The organism is Streptomyces sp. NPDC002754 (assembly GCF_053592315.1).
The window spans coordinates 59,515-77,033 of the sequence record NZ_JBSFVM010000015.1 but is presented as its reverse complement, the minus strand read 5'-3'; the positions used below and the strand labels follow the sequence as shown (position 1 = coordinate 77,033).

The window sequence follows — 17,519 nt, the reverse complement described above, 5'->3', positions numbered from 1 at the left end:
AGGGTGTCGCCGTACGAGGGGCGCTTGGCCGCTCGCCGTACGAGGGTCAGTTGGCCAGCGCGTCGATCAGCGCCTTGGTGACGTCCTCGGTGGTGGCGGTGCCGCCGACGTCACGGGTGAGGGTTCCGGCGCCGGTGACTGTCTCGATCGCCTTGTTCAGGCGGGCCGCCTGGTCGGGCAGGCCGAAGTGCTCCAGCATCAGCGCCGCGCTGCCCACCGCGCCGATCGGGTTCGCCAGGCCCTGACCGGCGATGTCGGGGGCCGAGCCGTGCACCGGCTCGAACATGCTCGGGAAGCGCCGCTCCGGGTTGAGGTTGGCGCTGGCCGCCAGGCCGAGGCTGCCGGCCAGCGCGCTGCCGAGGTCGGAGAGGATGTCGGCGTTGAGGTTGGAGGCGACGACGACCGACAGGTCCTCGGGCTTGAGCACGAACTTCGCCGACATCGCGTCGACCAGCACGCTCTCCGTCTCCACGTCCGGGTACTCGGCCGCCACCCGCTTGAACACGTCGTCCCACAGCACCATCCCGTACTGCTGGGCATTGGACTTGGTGACCGAGGAGACCTTGCGGCGGCTGCGGGTGCGGGCCAGGTCGAAGGCGAAGCGGATAATGCGCTCGCAGCCCACCTCCGTGAACAGCGAGGACTGGACGGCCACTTCGCCGCCCGGACCGCGCCCGGAGAGATTGCGGCCGCCCAACCCTGCGTACTCGCCCTCGCTGTTCTCGCGGACGACGACCCAGTCGAGTTCGGTGTCGTCGGCCTTGCGCAGCGGGCTGAGCACGCCGGGCAGGAAGTGCACGGGGCGGACGTTGGCCCACTGGTCGAAGTTCTGGCAGATCTTCAGGCGCAGGCCCCACAGACTGACGTCGTCGGGGACGGAGGGCCAGCCGACCGCGCCGAAGTAGATCGCGTCGAAGTCCTTGAGCTGGTCGAGACCGTCCTCGGCCATCATCTTGCCGGTACGGGCGTAGTACTCGCAGCCCCAGTCGAACTCCTGCCAGTCGAAGGCGAAGGCTCCCTCGGAGCCGGCGGCGAGGGCGTCGAGGACGGCGCGCCCCGCCGCCACGACCTCGGTGCCGACGCCGTCGGCGGGGATGGCGGCGATACGGAAGGTGCGGGGCTCGGACGACTCGGACACGAGGGCCTCCAGAGGTACGGGAAACGCCCGTGCTCAAGGGGGTGCTCAAGAGCGCCTGGCCGGGCGGCGGTTGGTGTGTTCCCGAGTCAACAGGCCGGTGCGCGGGGCGTCCAAGACATGGTTCCGATGCGACACATAGGCGCGGCTGATGGGTTCGGCCGCAGCGTCGCTATGCCTGGGCGGTACGTGTGCGGCGTTCCGCCAGCGAGCGGGTCAACTCCAGAAAGGCGCGTGCCCCCGGCGTCAAGTGCGCGGGCAGGCTGATCATGGCGACGTGCAGGTGTGCGGTCGGTACGAGCGAGGCGACCGCGAGGCCGCAGCGGCGGGCAAGCCGGGTCCAGGCGGCGGGCAGTACGGCGACGCCCACGCCGGTGAGCACGAGCGGAAGTATGGACGTGCGGTGGTCGACGACGGCGACGATCTCGGTGTCCCCGCCGCGGGCGGTGATGTCGTCGACGATGCTGCGCATCAGGCTGCCGGTCCTGGAAGCGATCAGCTTGTGTCCGGCCAGGTCCTGGGGGTGCAGCACGGCGCCGTCGGCGAAGGGTCCGTCGGCCGCGCCCACGACGACGAACGGCTGCTCCTCGACCGGCAGCATGTCGATGCCGGGCGCGGTCACCGGCTTGTCGGCGCCGAGCAGCCCCAGTTCGCAGGCGCCGCTGCGGACCAGTTCGACGGTCTCCTCGGGGGTGAAGGCGGCGCGGGTGCTGATCGTGACGTCGGGGTGCAGCTGGGCGAACCGGTGGATCAGTGTGGCCATGGGCTCGATGCCGGGTGAGGGCATGGTGGCCACCTCGACGGTGCCGCTGCCGAGTCCGGTGAGGGCGGCGGCCCGTTCGCGTACGGCGGCCAGGTCGCGCAGCACGCGACGGCTCGGCTCCAGGAGTTCGGCGCCCGCCTCGCTGAGGACGACGCCGCGGCCCATCCGGTGGAAGAGCGAGACCCCGAGGTCCGCCTCCAGGTTGGCCATCGCCTGGGACAACGACGGCTGCGCCACGTGGAGCGCGGCGGCGGCCCTGCTGAAGCCGCCGTGCTCCACGATGGCGAGAAAGTACTGCAGTTGCCGCGCGTCCATCCTGCCTCTTCCGCCTCCGCCTGCTGCCATAAGGGCAACCTATCGACAGGTCGATATGGCGTTTCCACGGGGAGGGGCGGGAGGGGCGGCTGCGGCTCAGGCCGGCGGGGCGGGCACCGGAACCGCCTTCTGCGGCGGCACCGCCGCGGCTCCGGCCGGGGCCGCGGGCAGCGGCTCGACATCCTCCCCCGCCAGGACCCGTCGTGCCCGCTCCAGGTCCAGCGCGTTCTCCCAGCGGGCGACGACGAGGGTGGCGACGGCGTTTCCGCAGAAGTTGACCAGCGCCCGGCACTCGGACATGAACTTGTCGATGCCGAAGATCAGCATGATGCCCGCGACGGGCACATGTCCCACGGTGGACAGGGTCGCCGTCAGCGCGATGAATCCGCCGCCCGCGACACCTGCCGCACCCTTGGAGGTCAGCAACATGACGGCCAGCAGGCCGAGTTGCTGGCCGAGGGAGAGCGTGGTGTCGGTGGCCTGGGCGATGTAGAGCGTGGCGAGGGAGAGGTAGATGGCAGCGCCGTCGAGGTTGAAGCTGTAGCCGGTCGGCACCACCAGACCGACCGTCGAGCGGTCGACGCCCATGAACTGGAGCTTGCGCATCAGGCCCGGCAGCGCCGGCTCAGCCGTCGAGGTACCGAGGACGAGGAGCAGCTCTTCCTTGAAGTGGCGCAGGAGTTGGAAGAGGTTCAGCTTCACGTACAGGGAGAGGACGGCGCCGAGGACCACGACGACGAACACGATGGACGTGACGTAGAACAGCACGATCAGCGAGCCGAGGCTGGCCAGCGTGGACAGGCCGAACTTGCCGATCGCGAAGGCCATCGCGCCGAAGGCGCCCACTGGGGCCGCCTTCATCACGAACGACAGGACCTTGAAGACCACCTCGGTGAGGCGGTTGACGGAGGCGATGATCGGCTCGCCGACCGGGCCGACCATCTTGAGGGCGATCCCGAAGATCACGGCGAGGAAGATGACCTGGAGGATGTCACCTTCGACGAACGCGCCGAAGAAACTGTCCGGGACCAGGTGGGTGAGGAACTCCCACCAGTGCTGCGTCTCGCCCTGCTCGACGTACTGACTCGCGTCTCCCGAGGTGTGCAGGGAGCCGACGTCCGCGTGCACACCCTCGCCGAGGGGGAACAGGTTGATGGCGAGGAGCCCGAAGCCGAGCGCCACGACGGTGCCGACCTGGAAGTAGACGAGCGCCTTGACGCCGGTGCGTCCCACCTTCTTGAGGTCGGCCACGCCCGCGATGCCGCCGATGATGGTCAGGAAGACGATCGGGCCGATCAGCATCTTCATCGCGGTGACGAAGGTCGTGCCGACGGGCTCCATCGCCGTGCCGAGGTCGGGCCACCGCCAGCCGAGCACGATGCCGACGACGATCGCCGCCAGCACCTGCACATAGAGCTGCCGGTACCACGGTTTGGCCTTCACCACGGTGCCGGTGCCTTCGGCGGCGTCCGGGGCATGCGTCATTGCAACCTCCATCCGGGCACGGCTGGGAGCTGCGGCACCGGGCCCGTCCGGCGCCGCCCCAACTACCGCGTCAGTGAAGCGGTTTGCGTGCGTGGAGGTCCACGACCAAAAATCGATGCCCCGGATAGGTGGTGCCTATGACCCGGCGGCAGGTCAGCCCGCCGCCGGACCGGGTGGCAGCTGCACCGTCATGATCAGTCGGCAGGTTTCCTCGCCCGCGCCGCGGTAGGTGTGCGCGGCGTCCCCGTCGAAGGTGGCGGTCTGGCCTGCCGCCACCGGGTGTTCGGTGCCGTCGACGACAAGGGTCATACGGCCGCTGGTGACACTCACCGTCTCGATGACGCCGGCCTGGTGGGGGTGGCTCGGATACTCCTCGCCCGGTTCGAGTCGCCAGCGCCACACCTCGACCGGGGCAGGCCCCGTGGTCGTCAGCATGAGCCGGGCCTCGCCGCCCCGCTCCCCCGCCCACAGCGGCATGACCTCGGCCGCGGACACGACGCGCACGCGTCCTTCGGTCGGTCCGTCCAGCAGGGCCGACACCGAGACACCGAGGGTGTCGGCGAGCCGGACCAGGGTGGCGAAATTCGGATTGCCCTGGGCTCTTTCGAGGCCGACCAGGGCACCTTTGCTGACCTTGGCGCGGCGGCCGAGCTCGTCCAGGGAGAGGCCCGCTCGGGTGCGGGCCGTCCTGACGTTGTGCGCGAGTGTGCGCAGGGCTGCCTCTGTCTCGGTCACCTGACCACCTTCCGCTTCACCACCGACTGGCCAGTGGAATGTACCGCGCGGTCGTTCGGTTGACACATCACGGTCGGTTCATTGTACGGTTTGGTCGTTCCACTGAAGCACAAAGGTCGTTCCACTGAAGCTCGAAGATGGCAAGGGAAAGTCTCGTGATCGCTCTGCTGCTGGCCCTGGGCAGCTCTCTCGCCTACGGATGCGCCGACTTCCTCGGCGGCCTCGGAGCCCGCAAGGCCCATGTGCTGCGCACCGTGATGGTCGCCGCACCGGCCAGCCTCGCGGTCGAGCTGCTGTTGTGGCCGTTCCTCGGCGCCTCGTTCAGTTCCGCCGCGGTGGGCTGGGGCATGGCCTCCGGTGTCGCGTCGGCCGCCGCGTTCGCGCTGCTCTACAAGACCCTCGCCATCGGGCCGATGAACGTCCTGTCCCCCGTGACAGCGCTGGTGTCCGCCGCGCTGCCGGTCACCGTGGGTCTGCTGCAGGGCGAGCACCTCGCCGTCGCCGGTCTCATCGGTCTGCCGCTGGCGCTCATCGCCGTGGTCCTGGTCAGCGCGGGGAGCGGCGCCGGCTCGTCCCGTCCCTCGCGCACGGCGCTGCTGCTCGCCCTCGGTGCGGGCGCGGCCATCGCGCTCCAACTGGTGTGTCTGCACCAGGCGCCGTCGGACAGTGGCGTGGCGCCGCTGATCGTCGGCAGGGCGGTGTCGTCGGCCGTCACGCTGGGCGCGGCCGGTGTGCTGCACCGCCGGCTCGGGGCGGAGAGGCCCGCGTACGGGATCTCGGCGGCCGCGGGCGTGCTCGACTCGATCGCCAACCTGCTGTTCCTGCTGGCCGCGCGCAGTGGTGACCTCACCGTCGTCGCCGTCATCACCGCCCTCTACCCGGCCGGTACGGTGCTGCTGGCGCGCGGCGTGCTGGCCGAGCGGATCCACCGGGGGCAGCTGGTCGGCCTGGGCACGGCCGCCGTCGCCATCAGCCTCCTCGCCCTCACCTGAGCACCCCGCACACACCCAGAAAGGCAAGAACCCCGATGCCCTCCTTCCACCTCACCCCCGCCGTCGCCGACGCCTTCCCCGACACCCGGATCGCCGTCGTCACGGCCACCGGTCTGCGCGGGCGCGAGCCCTGGCCGGGGACCGTCACCGCGCTCGACGACCTGGAGCGCGCGCTCGCCGACGGCTCCTGGCAGCCCGCCGACGAGTCCGACCCCCGCATCGAGGCGTGGCACACCGCGTACCGCTCCTTCGGCACCAACCCGCGCCGCATCCGGCCCAGCGTCGACGCCCTCGGCCGCCGCATGGCCAAGAAGGGCGCGCTGCCGCGCATCAACCCGGCGGTCGACTCCTACAACGCCGTCTCCGTACGGCACGGTCTGCCCGCCGGAGCCTTCGATCTCGATCATGTGACGGGCGACGTGGTGGAGATCCGCTACGCGGACGGCACCGAGGAGTTCACGCCGCTCGGCGAGCCGGACACCGTCGAGCACCCCAAGCCCGGCGAGATCATCTACGTCGACACCAGCGGCGTACTGACCCGGCACTGGAACCACCGGGACGCACACCGCACATGTGTCACCGAGGACTCGACCCGCGTCGCGTTCCTCATGGAGACCGTGCGCGCGGACCGCGACGGGCATCTGCTGAAGACGGCGGCCGAGGAGCTGCGCGACCTGCTCGCGCCGCACGCCGAGCAGGTCACCGTGGAGTACGTCACCGGGGCTCAGCCCGAGTAGGCCACCCGGAACCCTGTATTGCCCGATGTACTGTCCGCCGTGTTGGAGGTGCGGGCGGCCACGCGGTAGCGGTTGCAGTACGAGTGGTGGCAGAGGTACGAACCGCCGCGCATGACACGGCTGTTGGAGTCCCCTCCCCGCTCCCACAGGTCGGCGTTCCACTCCCACACGTTGCCGGCGACGTTGTGGAGGCCGTAGCCGTTGGGCTGGAAGGCGTGGACGGGGGCGGTGCCCGCGTAGCCGTCCTCGACGGTGTTCTTGGTGGGGAAGGTGCCCTGCCAGATGTTGCACATGTGCTCGCCGTCGGGGGTCAGCTCGTCGCCCCAGGCGTAGCGCTTCTGGTCGAGGCCACCGCGGGCGGCGTACTCGAACTCGGCCTCGGTCGGCAGCCGGCCGCCCGCCCACTGCGCGAAGGCGGCGGCGTCCGACCAGCCCACGTGGGTGACGGGATGGTCCCAGCGTCCTTCGAGGTCGCTGCCGGGGCCTTCCGGTGTGCGCCAGGTCGCGCCCTCCACTCCGCACCACCACGGGGTGGCATCGGGGCGGGGTGAGATCTTGCGCAGGTGGCCGGGCAGGAACTTGGCGAACACGTAGCTCCAGCCGAAGCGTTCGGCCTCGGTGCGGTGCCCGGTCGCCTCGACGAACGCGGCGAAACGGGCGGTGGTGACGGCGTACGCGTCTATGGCGAAGGCCTTCACACGTACCTCGCGCACGGGACCTTCCGCGTCCCCGGGGTTCGCGTCGGAGTCCTCGCTGCCCATGCGGAAGGTGCCGCCGGGCAGGTCGACGCGGGTGTCGTAGGCCGGTTCGGCGCGGGGCGCGTGGGTGCGAGGGACCGGCCCGGCGTCCGTGACCTCCGGGCCGCCCTCGCGTGACGGCGCGCAGCAGGAGGGGGTCGGATCGGGGGTGCAGCCGCTCACTGCGCCACACCCTCCGACTCGAACGCGGACAGCGTCGTGTCGTAGTCGGTCGGCACGTCGTACATCGGTGTCATCCAGTGGTAGAAGTTGTCGCCGCGGTCGCGCAGCAGGTGGTACAGGCGGTGCATCAACTGCATGCGCACCTCGCCCAGTTCGGGGTGCTCGTAGCGGTTCTGGAGCTCGTCCGGGTCGGCCTGGAGGTCGTACAGCTCGTTGTGGGACTCGGGGTTCACGACGAGCTTGTAGCGGCGGGTGCGCAGCATGCGCTGAGGGTACGGGAAGTGGTGCCCGTGGTACTCCGCGAGGTGGTGTTCGTCCCACTGAGGGTGTTCGCCGCGGGCCAGCGGGAGCAGGCTGCGGCTGTCGACGGCCGGAGCGGCGTCGGCTCCGGCGAGCTCCAGGATCGTCGCCGTGTAGTCGGTGAGGGAGACGAACTCGTCGCGCACCTGGCCGGGCTCTCCGCCGGGGACACGGAGCAGTCCGGGGATGCGGTAGATGTCCTCGTACATGGCGGGGCCCTTGTCGTGCAGCCGGTGGGCGCCGGTGAACTCGCCGTGGTCGGCGGTGAAGCAGACGGCGGTGCGCTCGTCGAGGCCGAGATCGCGCACGGCCTGCATGATGCGGCCGATCTGCTCGTCGATGAGGGTGACATAGCCCCAGTAGGCGGCGATCAGCTTGCGGCTGTCCTCCAGCGGCATGGTGTCGAAGGCCCACAGCTTGCTGTAGTTGCTCTGTACCGGCGGCTTGTTCGCGAACGTCTCGGCCATGGAGGCGGGCAGCTCGACGAGCTCCGGGTCGTACATGTCGAAGTACTCGTTCGGCAGGATGTACGGCAAGTGAGGGCCGAAGAAGTGGGTGGCGAGGAAGAACGGGTTGCCCTCTCCCCCGCGCTCGTCCTCGGCGAACCGGCGGAGCATTTCGATGGTGCGGGTCGCGAGGTAGTACTCGAAGGTGGCCTCGACGGGCTGGTGAAGGCGGGCCGCGAGGAGGTTTCCGGGGCTGCCGTTGGGAGTGGTGCCGCGCATCCGGTCGCTGATGGCGTACTCGGGCAGGCCCCGCTCCTTGAGGTAGTCGAGGTAGTCGGGGTGGTCGACGGGGTTGTGCCAGCCCTCCAGGTTCGGGCCCTCGAAGCCGTAGTCGGCGGCGGTGCGCTGCACACCACCGTGCCACTTGCCCATGAGGCCGAGGTTGTAGCCGTCACCCTTGAGCTGCTCGGCGAATGTGAACTGGCCGTCGGCGAGGTCCTCCAGGTAACCCACGTTGCGCTCGTAGTTGGCGAGCAGCTTGTGCCGGAAGGGGGCCGCGCCGGTCAGGAGGCTGGCGCGGGCCGGGGTACAGATGGCGGTGGGCGTGTAACAGCTGTCGAAGCGGGTGCCTTCGGCGGCGATCCGGTCGAGGTTCGGGGTGCGCACGTGCGGGTTGCCGTAGGCACCGAGGGTGTCGACCCGGTGCTGGTCGGTCATCAGGAAGAGCATGTTGTGGCGCACGGCGGTGCCTTTCGGATCGTACGAGGGGTGGTTCGGTTCAGGACAGGTGCTACGAGGCGTGGGTGGCGGTTTCCCCGGCGGACTCCGCGCCCGGTGCCACCGCGTACCCCGCGAGCAGCGGTGACTCGTGGAAGACGAGGGCGAGTGCGCCGAGCGCGCCGGAGCGCTCGCCGAGCGCGGCCGGTACGAGTTCCACGCCTTGGTGGACGCGGGTCGCGGTGTACCGGCGGAAGGCGTCCTCGACGGGGCCGAGGAAGACCGGGCCCAGCTCGGCGACCTCGCCGCCGAGCACGATGCGGCGCGGGTTCGCGGTGCTGGAGGCGGCGGCGAGGGCCCGGCCGACGGCGAGCGCCGCGCGTTCGACGGCGGCGCGCTCGGTGTTCTCGCCGGCCGCGAGGGCCTGCGTGAACCGGTCCCAGCTGCGCCGCGCGGCCGCCCGCAGCAGCGCGGGCACGGCGGCGACCTGCTCCAGGCAGCCGTGGCCGCCGCACCAGCAGCGCGGTCCTTCGACGTCGACGCTGATGTGTCCGAGCTCGCCCGCCGCGCCCTGCGCGCCACGGAACAGCAGGCCGCCGGCGACGAGCCCGCCGCCGATGCCGTACGAGAGCGTGAGGTGCAGGGCGTCGCCCGCGCCGCGGGCCGCGCCCCAGATCGCCTCGCCGAGCGCCGCGAGCCGCGTGTTGTTGTCGGCGAGGACCGGCACGTCGAGGGCTTCGGCGATCGCGTCGGCGACGGTCTGGCGGTGCCGGGGCACACCAGATGTGGGCGCGGTGCTTCCCGTGGTGTCATCAGGTCCGCCCGTGGTGTCTCCGGGGCCAGGTGTACCGATGCCGACGCCGCCGAGCCCGGCGAGGTCGATGCCTTCGCGGGCGGCGAGTTCGCGCAGCAACTCCAGGGCGGCGGCGGCCTGTTCGCGGGCGCCGGAGCGCTGCGCGTGGTGGGTGCCGGCAAAGGCGGTGACCTCGTGCGCCGCGTTCGCGATCGCGACCGTGATGCGCTCGCGGCCCACCTCGATGCCCACCGCCTGCGCGGAACGCGGGTTGAGCGTGAGCCGGTGCACCGGGCGGCCGCGCCCCGAGGGCGGGCCCGCGGGCTCCTCGGTCACGACGCCGTCGGCGAGCAGCTGCCCGACGATGCCGGAGAGTGTGGTGCGGGAGAGCCCGGTGACGGTGGCCACGTCGGCCCTGCTGCTGGGGCCCTGCCTGCGCAGGACCTGGAGGACCCGCTCCACGTTCCCGTACCGCAACTGGCGCAGCACGGTGGGGTTCTTGACCACTGCCATGGGTCGGATACTCCCCCGCGTCGCGCATTTTCGTCAAGACTCGCGACAGAAATCAAAAGCGCTGGTCGTTACCCCTTGATTTTCGTCGGAGTCTTGACGCTAATGAGGCGGAGCCGACCAGCAAGGGAGCTCGTCATGCCTGCCGTCACCCGGACCCCGGTGTCCGCCGCACAGGGCGCGGACGTCCGTTCACGCCGCACGCTTCTGCTGTATCTCTGCGGCGCCTTCGGTGGTCTGCTGTCCGGGTACGACATGGGCATCGTGGCGGGCGCTCAGCTGTTCCTCACCCGCGACCTGGGCCTGAGCGCCTGGATGCAGGGCGCGTTCGTCAGCTCGCTGATGATCGGCGCCATCGCCGGCTGCTTCGCGGCGGGACCCGCCACCGACCGCTGGGGGCGCCGCCCGGTCATGCTCTGCACGGCCGTGGTGTTCGGCGCGGGGGCGCTCGGGATGGCGCTTGCCACGGGGCCCTGGCTGCTCATCGCGTTCCGGATCATCACGGGTGTGGCCGTCGGCCTCTCCTCGTCCGTGATCCCCAGCTATCTCTCCGAGCTGGCCCCGACGGCCATCCGAGGCCGGGTGTCGACGCTCAACCAGATGATGATCGCGGTCGGCATCTTCGTGTCGTACCTCATCTCGTACCTGCTGTCCGACGCTGGCGCCTGGCGCTGGATGCTGGGGCTCGCCATCGTCCCCGCCGCCGTGCTGTTCGCCGGGATGTGGACGCAGCCGGAGACACCCCGCTGGCTCGTCGCGCACGGACGCGAGGACGAGGCCCGCACGGTGCTGCTGCGCCTGCACACCGAGGAGGAGGCGGAGGCCGAACTCTCGGACATCCGTGCCGCCGCGAACAGCTCGCACGAGCGCCGGGGCCGCCTCAGGGAGCTGTTCACCGACCTCCGGGTGCGGCGCGGTCTGTGCATCGCGGTGGCGATGGCGGTGATCCAGCAGATCATCGGCTCCAACACGATCGTCTTCTACGCGCCGACGATCCTGAAGGCGGCCGGTTTCGGGGACTCGGCGGCGCTGCTCAACAGCGTCGGGCTCGGCGTCCTCTCGATCGTCACGACGTTCGTGACGGGCCGTCTCGTCGACCGGGTCGGCCGCAAGCCGCTGCTGCTCACCGGGCTTGTCCTGATGATCGTCAGCATGAGCACGCTGTGCGCGGTGTTCTCGCTCGGCCTGCTGCACCAGACGCTCGGCCAGGTCGCGGCCGTCGCGAGCCTCGCGGTCTTCAAGGTGGCCTACTCGCTGAGCTGGGCGCCGCTGCTGTGGGTGATGCTGCCGGAGCTGTTCCCGCTGCGGGTGCGCAGCGTCGGCGTGAGTGTCGGCTCGGGCACCAACTGGGCCGCCAACTTCGCCGTCTCGCTGGTGTTCCCGGTGCTGCTCACGGCCGGGGCGGGTGTCGCCTTCGCGCTCTTCGCCGGGGTCTGCGTCCTCGCGTTCGCGTTCACGGCGGCGTTCATCCGGGAGACGGCGGGCCGGTCCCTGGAGACGCTGGAGCGCTCCGCCTGACCGGTTACGTGTGTGCTTGTACGAGCGCGTGGGCGCCGCTGACCCGCCACTTCTGGTGCGGTTCGGCGGCGTCCAGCGGGTCTCGGGTGGACGGGTCGATGCCCGTGATCACGTCGCACTTGAGTGTGCGCAGCGCGACCACGGGTGTCGGCCAGTACGCTGTCCGTCCGGCGAACGGCGTGGTGGGCTCCCACATCCGGTCCCCCACCAGGCGCCGGTAGTTGAGGTCCCCCTTGAGCACGGTGAGCGTCGTCGCGGCGAACTCGGCGCGCAGGTCGTCGGGCATCTCGGTGTACGGCAGCGGAGCGCAGGAGAAGGGATGGGCGCGGAGCACGAGCCGCCCGTCCCCCATCGCCGCCCAGATCCGCCCACCGGCCTCGGCCGCCGCGCCGCCCGCCCGGGTGAGCCGCCGCACACAGTCGACGACGTCGGCGGTCATGGCGTCGGAGACGTAGTACGGGTAGGGCTTGACCTGCACGATCACACTTGCGGCGCGCCCGCAGTCCAGCAGGTGGTCGACGATCAGCAGGTCGGCGAGGAGTTCACGCCCGGCGTTGTCCGCGACGAGGCTCACCGTGGCGCCACCGCCCTGCGGCAGTGCGGCCCAGAAGGCGTCGGAGTCGTCGGCGACGAGCTGCGTGTCCGCGCCCGGTTCGTCGCCGTCGGCGGTGACACGGAAGCCGAGGTCGGCGCGGTTGCCCCAGAGCGCCCCGAGGAGCAGTCCGCGCTCCCGCTCCGCGCGGGTCACCGAGGCCAGGTGGTCGACAGCGGCCAGCTCGGCGCCCGTCTCCGCGGTGTCGAGCTCGGCCCGCTTGAACGGCCGGAAGGGATCGACGCCCCGCCAGGCCCCCTCGGCGAAGTACCCGACGGCGCCCAGGAGTTGACGGTAGAAGTAACTCTCCGCCCACAGGAACGGCGCGTCGAACCACGACGCCCCGAACCACTCGCTCCCCCACACCTCCCAGCGCTCGCGGTCGTGCGCCCCCGCGCCCAGCGGCTCGATCACACCGTCCGCCGTGTTCCGCAGGAGGGCGTCGAGGGCGCGGTGCTGCTCGGGCCCGTACGGGAAGGCGGCGCGCACCTTCTCGATGAGCGCGGGGTGCCGCTCGGCGAGAACACTGCGGGCGAAGGAGCCGGGGACGTTGCCGTGGATGACGGGGGCGAGCGGGGTGTCGGGCATCGGTGGCGGACTCCTGCGAGGTGGGGCGGGCCTTCGACCCTAGCCGTAGTGGACGAGCGTCGTGGGTACCACGGCGCGTCGCGCGGCGGCGGGGGTCCCGCCCTGTGTGCCCACCGTCGCGGCGCGTTCGCCGAGCCGACGTGGACTACGACGCGGCCTCGACCAGCGCCGTCGGCAGCTGGTCCGCCAAGTAGGCGTAGTCCTTGCGGTCGTTGTAGAGGTGGGCGGACACGCGGAGGAAGCCGCGGCCGTTCCAGGTCGTGATGGCCGTCTCGCAGCCGATCGTGTCGGCGAGGTGGCGACCAAGCGCGTGCGCGGAGTCCTGGTCGGCCGCCGCGCCCCCGGGCAGCGGCACGAGGCGCATGGCCGGGGCCGGGCTACCGCCGACCGGGGCGGTGTCCACGCCCAGGGCGTCCGCGAGCAACTGCTGGGCCTCGTCCGCCAGTTCGGCCATGTGGAGGCGCGCGGCGTCCCAGCCGAAGCGTTCCTCGACGAAGTCCAGGGAGCGCGGCGCGGCGAGCCAGGGGGCGAGGTCCACCGTGCCCTGCTGGTCGAAGCGTTCGGGGAAGGGGTGGGGCGCGCCCCAGGAGTCGGTCAGCGGGTACAGCCCCTGCGCCCGGTCGCCGCGCGCCACGAGGGCCGCCGTGCCGCGGGGCGCGCAGGGCCACTTGTGCAGGTTGCCCACCCAGAAGTCGGCGTCGCCCGCGTCGGCGAGGGGGTCGGCGAGCATGCCCGGCGCGTGCGCTCCGTCGACGAGCACGAGGGCGCCGGCCGCGTGGGCGTGCGCGGCGATGTCCGCGACGGGGAAGAGGCGGGCGGTGGCCGAGGTGATCTGGTCGACGACCACGAGGGAGGTCGGCGCGCCCGTGTCAGCGAGGGCGTCGGCGAAGAGTGCGCCGATCTGCGCGGGTGTCGCGTCGAGCGGGATGTGCAGGGTCCGTACGTGCGCGCCCGCCCGCTCCGCGGCCCGCGTCACTCCCATGGTGACGGCTCCGTAGGAGTGGTCGGTCAGCAGCACCTCGCTGCCCGCGGGAAGATCGAGCGAGGCCAGGACCGTACTGACACCGGCGCTGGCGTTGGGCACGAGCGCGACGGTGTCCGGGGCGACCCGCAGGTACCGGGCGATGTCGGTGCGGGCCCGCCCCACCCGCTCCGGGAGGCCGCGGAACCACCGGCACGGGTTGGCCTCCATCTCCGTGCGCAACGCTCGCAGCTCGTCGAGGGTGACACGGGGCACGGCGCCGAAGGAGCCGTGGTTGAGGTGGCGGACGTCGGGGTCGAGCGCCCAGGCGTCGAGAGGGTGAGAAGACATGTCACTCCGCGAGTCATCCGATGACTGTGTCGGTTCGTGTCGTACTCGCAGGACCGTAGGCGTTAAATTGCTCGCTGAACAGGGGTAGTTGTGAAACACGAGAATCCGGCTCATGACCTACTGTCGGATTCATCGGATGACTCCTCGGGTGACGCGAGGACGAAGGGGGTAGGACGATGACGGCCACCGACACGGCGGCAGCCGGGCTGCGCGCGATGATCGCGAGCGGCGAACTGGCTCCGGGCGCGCAGCTGCCGGCCGAGCCGGACCTGTGCGCCCGGCTCGGGGTGTCACGCGGCTCGCTGCGCGAGGCGGTGCGCTCGCTCGCGGCGCTCGGGATGCTCCAACCCCGGCACGGCGCGGGCACGTTCGTCTCCGCGCTGCGTCCGGCCCATATGCTGGCGGGCTTCGCCGCGATGGTCGACGTACTCCCCCTCGACGGCATCCTGGAACTCTTCGACACCCGCCGCGCCGTGGAGTGCCAGGCCGCCGCGCTGGCGGCGGCCCGCGCCGACGGGCGGGTGATCGCGCGGCTGCGGGAGCTGCAGGCGCGTCTGAGCGCGACCGAGGACGAGCGGGAACTCCACGACCTGGACCACGAGTTCCACACCACGATCTGCGCGGCCTCCGGTAATGAGACCCTGGCCGCGCTCGCCGGTGTCCTGCGCTCCCGGGGCCGCCACTACAACGTGTACGGCTCCGCGCAGGGCACGGCGGTCCGCGCCGCGAGCGACGAGGGCCACGAGGCGCTCATCGACGCGCTGGCCGCCCATGACCCCACCGCCGCCGCAGCGGCGGCGGGCGCGCACCTCACCCGGACCGAGAGGTGGCTGCGGCAGCTGCGCCCTGCGCCGGAACCGGGCTGACGCGGTCGTCCAGCGGGACGAGGCAGCCGCCGAGCGCACGGATGCCGACCCTGTCGCCGGGGCGGGCCGTCAGCGGCGCACGGTGGGCGACCAGGCAGCGGGTGCCGTCGGCGAGACGAACCGAGCTGGTGCGGCCCCTGCCGTGGTACGTGGTGCGTTCGAGGGTGCCCTCCCAGTGGCCCTCGGAGGGCTCGACCACCGTCACGTCCTGTGGGCGCAGCGCCAGTTGGCAGCGTGATCCGATGTCCTGTGTGCCCTGCGCGATCTCGGACAGCGGCCGGCCGGACGGCAGGGCGGGCACGAAGCCCGTCGACGTACACCTGCCCTCGATGAGCGTGACCTGGCCGACGAAGGACGCCACGAACGAGGTCGCCGGACGCTCGTAGATGTCGGACGGCGAACCGACCTGCTCGATACGGCCGTCGTGCATGACCGCGACGACGTCGGACATCTCCAGCGCCTCCTCCTGGTCATGGGTGACGTAGACGGCGGTGATCCCGGCCTCGCGCTGCAGCGTGAGCAGTTCGTGGCGCATGTCGACACGCATCTTCGCGTCGAGGTTGGACAGCGGCTCGTCGAGCAGCAGGACGGTCGGGCGCAGTGCCAGGGCGCGGGCCATCGCCACACGTTGTTGCTGGCCTCCGGAGAGCTGGCCGGGGAAGGCGTCGGCGCGCTGGGCGAGGCCGACCTGGTCGAGGGTCTCGTGCACGCGGCGGGCGATCTCGGCCCGGGGCAGCTTGCGGAGCTTCAGGCCGTACGCGACGTTCTCGCTGACCCGCATCTGCGGCCACAGCGCGTAGTTCTGGAACACGAATCCGACGTCCCGCTTCCACGGCGGGACGGTCGCCACATCACGGTCGCCGAAGTTGACGGAGCCGCTGGTCGCCGTCTCGAAACCCGCCAGGATGCGGAGCAGCGTGGTCTTCCCGCAGCCGGAGGGTCCGAGGAGCGTGGTGAAGGACCCGGCGGGGACGGACAGGTCGATGCCGTCAAGGGCCAGGTGCTCGGGGAACTGCTTGCGGACACCGGAGATGGTGACGCCCACGGAGGCGCCGGATGCGGGCTGGTGTGTGGCCATGGTGGGTGGATTCCCGTCACGAGGTTCTGAGGTCGGAGAAGCGGCGCCGGACGAAGTACAGGGGTACGTAGACGCTCACCATCAGGACGACGGTCATCGCGGAGGCGACGCCGAACGGGCTGCCGGGCTGCACCGCGTTGTTGAAGATCACGACGGTCATCGTGATGAAGGGCACCGCGTACACCATGATCGTGGCGCTCAGTTCGGTGATCATCTGGAGGAACGCGACGGTCCCGCCGGAGACCACGGCCGGCCGGATCGCGGGCAGCGTCGCCTGCCGGAACGCCCGCAGGGGCTTGGCCCCGACGCTGATCGCGGCCTCTTCGAGGGCCGGGTGCACCTGGGTCATGGCGGCCTCGACCGACTTCATGAAGTAGGGCAGGCGCCGGGTCAGGTAGACGAGGACGATGATCGTGGCCGTCCCCGTGAGGATGAGCGGCGCGCTGTTGAAGCTGAGGATGAGGCCGATGGCGAGGACGGTGCCCGGCAGGATGTACGGGATCATCACCATGATGTTGAGCGCCGGGGCGACGACCCGGTAGCGGCGGCGCACCGTGATGTAGGCGGTGAGGACGCCGACGAGGACGCACAGTACGCAGCCGATGCCGGCGAGGACGAAGCTGGTGAGGATCGTGCCCAGGTCCTCGGCGAACAGCTGCCGGTAGTTGGCGAGGGTGGGCGTCCACGTCAGGATGCCGGTCTGCCATGTCAGGAAGCTGGTGCCGATGACGACGAGGTGCGGCACGAAGGACAGGAAGAACACGAGGCAGAGCCAGCCGGTCATGAGGATCCTCTGGGTCTGTCCGACCGGCTGGAGTGGCCGGGTGCGTACGCCCACCGACGCGTAGGTCCTGCGTCGCAGCGCCCATTGCTGCACGGCGAGGGTGGCTCCGGCGACCGCGAGCATGACGAGGCTGGCGGAGGAGGCGAGGGCTGGGTTGGTGCTGACTTCACTGAGGAACTCGTTGTAGACCTGCACCGGGAGCATGCGGAAGCCGCCGCCGATGATGAGCGGGGTGCCGAAGTCCGCGAAGATCTTCATCGCGGCGGTGTAGAAGCCGGTGACGAGGGCGGGCACGGCGAGCGGCAGGACGATGCGAAGGCGGGTGCGCCACGGGTTGCTGCCCACGCTGGCGGCGGCCTCGTCGAGGCTCGGGTCGATGGACCGGAAGGTGTCGTAGGCGATCAGGAACGTCATGGACTGGGTGGCCCAGATGGTCACCCAGATGATGCCGCCCGGCCCGATGATGGTGTCGAACGGCAGCGGAAGGACGTCGGTGAGGATGCCACCGCGTCCCAGCAGCATGACCCAGGCGTAGGCGCCGAGGAACGGCGGCGAGACCGTAGCCATCGTCGCGAGGGTGAGGAAGAGGCTGCGGCGCGGCAGGTCGTACTGGGCGAGCAGATACGCTGCCGGGATCCCCACCAGGCAGGACAGCAGCCCGGCGGCGAGGGACACCACCACCGAGTGCCACAGGGCCTCGGTGAAGCGGGCGGTGGTGAAGAACTCACCGAAGTGCGCGAGGGTCGCCCCTCCGTGGCCGTCACTGAACGCCGCTGTCACGATGCGGAGTTGGGGCAGCACGATGATCGCGAGCAGCAGCAGGGTGAGCAGGACGGCGATGAGGACCCAGATGCCGGGGCGGCGGCGCGGTCTTCCGGTGACAGCCGCGGTTCGCTCCTTGGGCGGGGTGTCGGTGGCGGTCATGTGACGTTC

At 71.0% G+C, this 17,519-nt stretch carries 15 protein-coding genes; 4 read left to right on the top strand and 11 right to left on the bottom strand.

Features of this window, described 5'->3' with window-relative positions; genetic code table 11:
* Positions 1 to 46: 46 nt before the first annotated feature.
* The 4 genes from ACWD2L_RS26290 to ACWD2L_RS26275 form a co-directional block, all read right to left on the bottom strand.
* Positions 47 to 1,138 carry a tartrate dehydrogenase gene (locus ACWD2L_RS26290; RefSeq protein ID WP_451191749.1) on the bottom strand — a complete coding sequence of 364 codons (1,092 nt, stop codon included), beginning with the start codon at positions 1,136 to 1,138 and terminating at the stop codon, positions 47 to 49.
* A gap of 169 nt (positions 1,139 to 1,307) precedes the next feature.
* Positions 1,308 to 2,213: a LysR family transcriptional regulator gene (locus tag ACWD2L_RS26285; RefSeq protein WP_451191746.1), complete on the bottom strand. Its 906-nt coding sequence runs from the start codon at positions 2,211 to 2,213 to the stop codon at positions 1,308 to 1,310.
* A 96-nt stretch (positions 2,214 to 2,309) separates the two neighbouring features.
* On the bottom strand, positions 2,310 to 3,698 hold the full coding sequence (gene dctA, locus ACWD2L_RS26280) for a C4-dicarboxylate transporter DctA (protein ID WP_451191743.1): 1,389 nt from the start codon (positions 3,696 to 3,698) through the stop codon (positions 2,310 to 2,312).
* Between the two features lie 153 nt (positions 3,699 to 3,851).
* Entirely contained in the window at positions 3,852 to 4,433 is a 582-nt protein-coding gene (locus tag ACWD2L_RS26275; RefSeq protein ID WP_451191740.1) for a helix-turn-helix domain-containing protein, read from the bottom strand.
* A 155-nt stretch (positions 4,434 to 4,588) separates the two neighbouring features.
* On the opposite strand from ACWD2L_RS26275, the gene ACWD2L_RS26270 reads away from it, so the two are divergent.
* Together ACWD2L_RS26270 and ACWD2L_RS26265 are read left to right on the top strand one after the other, a co-directional pair.
* Positions 4,589 to 5,425 carry an EamA family transporter gene (locus ACWD2L_RS26270; RefSeq protein WP_451191737.1) on the top strand — a complete coding sequence of 279 codons (837 nt, stop codon included), beginning with the start codon at positions 4,589 to 4,591 and terminating at the stop codon, positions 5,423 to 5,425.
* Positions 5,426 to 5,460: 35 nt separating this feature from the next.
* Positions 5,461 to 6,162, top strand: coding sequence for a B3/B4 domain-containing protein (locus tag ACWD2L_RS26265; RefSeq protein WP_451191734.1), 702 nt, complete (start codon positions 5,461 to 5,463; stop codon positions 6,160 to 6,162).
* Here the strand turns inward: ACWD2L_RS26265 and ACWD2L_RS26260 are convergent.
* From ACWD2L_RS26260 to ACWD2L_RS26250, 3 genes are all read right to left on the bottom strand, one after another.
* The gene (locus tag ACWD2L_RS26260) at positions 6,150 to 7,082 is read right to left on the bottom strand and encodes a formylglycine-generating enzyme family protein (protein ID WP_451191731.1); all 933 of its coding nucleotides are present in this window, start codon (positions 7,080 to 7,082) and stop codon (positions 6,150 to 6,152) included. The genes ACWD2L_RS26265 and ACWD2L_RS26260 overlap by 13 nt on opposite strands.
* Complete coding sequence (locus ACWD2L_RS26255; protein ID WP_451191944.1) at positions 7,079 to 8,557, bottom strand: sulfatase-like hydrolase/transferase; 1,479 nt, start codon at positions 8,555 to 8,557, stop codon at positions 7,079 to 7,081. The genes ACWD2L_RS26260 and ACWD2L_RS26255 overlap by 4 nt, the downstream gene beginning before the upstream one ends.
* 61 nt (positions 8,558 to 8,618) lie before the next feature.
* Positions 8,619 to 9,851: an ROK family protein gene (locus ACWD2L_RS26250; protein WP_451191728.1), complete on the bottom strand. Its 1,233-nt coding sequence runs from the start codon at positions 9,849 to 9,851 to the stop codon at positions 8,619 to 8,621.
* Between the two features lie 135 nt (positions 9,852 to 9,986).
* On the opposite strand from ACWD2L_RS26250, the gene ACWD2L_RS26245 reads away from it, so the two are divergent.
* Positions 9,987 to 11,366, top strand: coding sequence for a sugar porter family MFS transporter (locus ACWD2L_RS26245; protein WP_451191725.1), 1,380 nt, complete (start codon positions 9,987 to 9,989; stop codon positions 11,364 to 11,366).
* Between the two features lie 4 nt (positions 11,367 to 11,370).
* On the opposite strand, the gene ACWD2L_RS26240 is transcribed toward ACWD2L_RS26245, so the two are convergent.
* Together ACWD2L_RS26240 and ACWD2L_RS26235 are read right to left on the bottom strand one after the other, a co-directional pair.
* Entirely contained in the window at positions 11,371 to 12,546 is a 1,176-nt protein-coding gene (locus ACWD2L_RS26240) for a damage-control phosphatase ARMT1 family protein (RefSeq protein ID WP_451191723.1), read from the bottom strand.
* Between the two features lie 145 nt (positions 12,547 to 12,691).
* Positions 12,692 to 13,858: an aminotransferase class V-fold PLP-dependent enzyme gene (locus ACWD2L_RS26235; RefSeq protein WP_451191720.1), complete on the bottom strand. Its 1,167-nt coding sequence runs from the start codon at positions 13,856 to 13,858 to the stop codon at positions 12,692 to 12,694.
* A gap of 176 nt (positions 13,859 to 14,034) precedes the next feature.
* Here ACWD2L_RS26235 and ACWD2L_RS26230 point away from each other — a divergent pair, with 176 nt between their 5' ends.
* Positions 14,035 to 14,724: a FadR/GntR family transcriptional regulator gene (locus tag ACWD2L_RS26230; RefSeq protein WP_451191718.1), complete on the top strand. Its 690-nt coding sequence runs from the start codon at positions 14,035 to 14,037 to the stop codon at positions 14,722 to 14,724.
* Here the strand turns inward: ACWD2L_RS26230 and ACWD2L_RS26225 are convergent.
* Both ACWD2L_RS26225 and ACWD2L_RS26220 read right to left on the bottom strand, forming a co-directional pair.
* Positions 14,669 to 15,802 carry an ABC transporter ATP-binding protein gene (locus ACWD2L_RS26225; RefSeq protein WP_451191716.1) on the bottom strand — a complete coding sequence of 378 codons (1,134 nt, stop codon included), beginning with the start codon at positions 15,800 to 15,802 and terminating at the stop codon, positions 14,669 to 14,671. The two genes, ACWD2L_RS26230 and ACWD2L_RS26225, sit on opposite strands and share 56 nt — an antisense overlap.
* Positions 15,803 to 15,818: 16 nt before the next feature.
* Positions 15,819 to 17,510, bottom strand: coding sequence for an ABC transporter permease (locus ACWD2L_RS26220; RefSeq protein WP_451191713.1), 1,692 nt, complete (start codon positions 17,508 to 17,510; stop codon positions 15,819 to 15,821).
* Positions 17,511 to 17,519 lie beyond the last annotated feature (9 nt).

Bases quoted from the DNA above. Each gene is read 5' to 3' on its own strand.
- ACWD2L_RS26225 (WP_451191716.1), bottom strand. From the start codon at position 15,802: ATGGCCACACACCAGCCCGCATCCGGCGCCTCCGTGGGCGTCACCATC.
- ACWD2L_RS26220 (WP_451191713.1), bottom strand. From the start codon at position 17,510: ATGACCGCCACCGACACCCCGCCCAAGGAGCGAACCGCGGCTGTCACC.
- ACWD2L_RS26265 (WP_451191734.1), top strand. From the start codon at position 5,461: ATGCCCTCCTTCCACCTCACCCCCGCCGTCGCCGACGCCTTCCCCGAC.
- ACWD2L_RS26255 (WP_451191944.1), bottom strand. From the start codon at position 8,557: ATGCTCTTCCTGATGACCGACCAGCACCGGGTCGACACCCTCGGTGCC.
- ACWD2L_RS26245 (WP_451191725.1), top strand. From the start codon at position 9,987: ATGCCTGCCGTCACCCGGACCCCGGTGTCCGCCGCACAGGGCGCGGAC.
- dctA (WP_451191743.1), bottom strand. From the start codon at position 3,698: ATGACGCATGCCCCGGACGCCGCCGAAGGCACCGGCACCGTGGTGAAG.
- ACWD2L_RS26235 (WP_451191720.1), bottom strand. From the start codon at position 13,858: ATGTCTTCTCACCCTCTCGACGCCTGGGCGCTCGACCCCGACGTCCGC.
- ACWD2L_RS26285 (WP_451191746.1), bottom strand. From the start codon at position 2,213: ATGGACGCGCGGCAACTGCAGTACTTTCTCGCCATCGTGGAGCACGGC.
- ACWD2L_RS26230 (WP_451191718.1), top strand. From the start codon at position 14,035: ATGACGGCCACCGACACGGCGGCAGCCGGGCTGCGCGCGATGATCGCG.
- ACWD2L_RS26250 (WP_451191728.1), bottom strand. From the start codon at position 9,851: ATGGCAGTGGTCAAGAACCCCACCGTGCTGCGCCAGTTGCGGTACGGG.
- ACWD2L_RS26240 (WP_451191723.1), bottom strand. From the start codon at position 12,546: ATGCCCGACACCCCGCTCGCCCCCGTCATCCACGGCAACGTCCCCGGC.